A 1,386-nucleotide genomic window follows, 5' to 3' on the forward strand; every position below is an offset into this window, starting at 1 on the left:
GGTAGCGTCCACGGAGGTGGTGGAAAATCCGGCGTTGGCCGGGGTGTAGGGCTTGGGTGGCCATCGGACCTGGCGGCTAGGGTGGAGTTGCGAGGCTCCCACCCCTGACCGGCCGAGGACCCGATGACCGAGGACAGACTGCCACTGGCTGACCTGCTGGCGAAAGCAGGAGATGGTGACTTCCTACGCAGCGTCGCCGAGGCGGTGCTGCAGATGCTGATGGAGGCGGACGTGGAGGGGCAGATTGGCGCCGCCCGGCACGAGCGCACCGGCGAGCGGCTGAACTACCGCAACGGCTTTCGCGACCGCACGCTGGACACCCGGCTGGGGTCGCTGCAGCTGCGGATCCCCAAGCTCCGGCAAGGCAGCTACTTCCCACCCTTCCTGGAGCCCAGGAAGACCAGCGAGAAGGCGTTGGTGGCGGTGATCCAGGAAGCCTGGATCGGTGGCGTCTCCACGCGACGGGTCGACAAGCTGGTGCAGGCCATGGGGCTGTCGGGCATCTCGAGGTCGACCGTCTCCGAGCTGTGCCGCGACATCGACGAGCGGGTCACGGCCTTCCTTGACCGACCACTGTCGGGTGAGTGGCCCTATCTCTGGCTGGACGCCACCTATCTCCGCCAGCGCGAGGGCGGCCGCATCGTCTCGGTCGCGGCGATAATCGCCGTGGCCTGCGATGCCGAGGGGCGGCGCGAGATCGTCGGCCTGCACATCGGCCCGTCGGAAGCCGAGACCTTCTGGGCCACTTTCCTCAAGAGCCTGGTGAAGCGCGGCCTAAAAGGCGTGAAGCTGGTGGTCTCCGATGCCCATGAGGGGCTGAAGGCGGCGATCGCCCGCGTCCTCTGCGCGACCTGGCAGCGGTGCCGCGTCCACTGGATGAGGAACGCCCTGGCCCATGTCGGCAAGGCGCAGCAGTCCATGGCCTCGGCCGCGCTGCGCCAGGCGTTCCTGCAGTCTGACCAGGAGGCCGCGCGGCAGACCTGGCGCCATGTCGCCGATCAGTTCCGGACCCGATGGCCCAAGCTCGGCAAGCTGATGGACGACAGCGAGCATGACGTGCTCGCCTACATGGCGTTCCCGGCGCCGCACCGGACCAAGCTGCACTCGACGAACCCGCTGGAACGCCTCAACAAGGAGGTGAAACGCCGCGCCGACGTCGTCGGCATCTTTCCCTCTGAGGCGTCCATCATCCGCCTGATCGGCGCTGTGCTGCTCGAGGCCAACGACGAGTGGCAACTGCAGCACCGCTACATGGGCGTCGAGGCCATGGGCGAGATGCTCAACCCGGCGCCCACCAACGAAACCCTGCAGCTCCCACCCAAAGCCGCCTGAGCCGTGTTCCCCTCAAGCCCAAATGCAATTTCCACCACGTTGACGGACGCTACC

1 protein-coding gene is annotated in these 1,386 nt (G+C 67.3%); it reads left to right on the forward strand.

Annotation, left to right across the window (positions count from 1 at the left end):
• Positions 1-123: 123 nt before the first annotated feature.
• Complete coding sequence (locus tag D9599_RS30590) at positions 124-1,332, forward strand: IS256 family transposase (protein WP_198383689.1); 1,209 nt, start codon at positions 124-126, stop codon at positions 1,330-1,332.
• Positions 1,333-1,386 lie beyond the last annotated feature (54 nt).

This window comes from Roseomonas sp. KE2513 (genome assembly GCF_016107305.1).
In the GTDB taxonomy this organism is placed as follows: Bacteria; Pseudomonadota; Alphaproteobacteria; order Acetobacterales; family Acetobacteraceae; genus Roseomonas.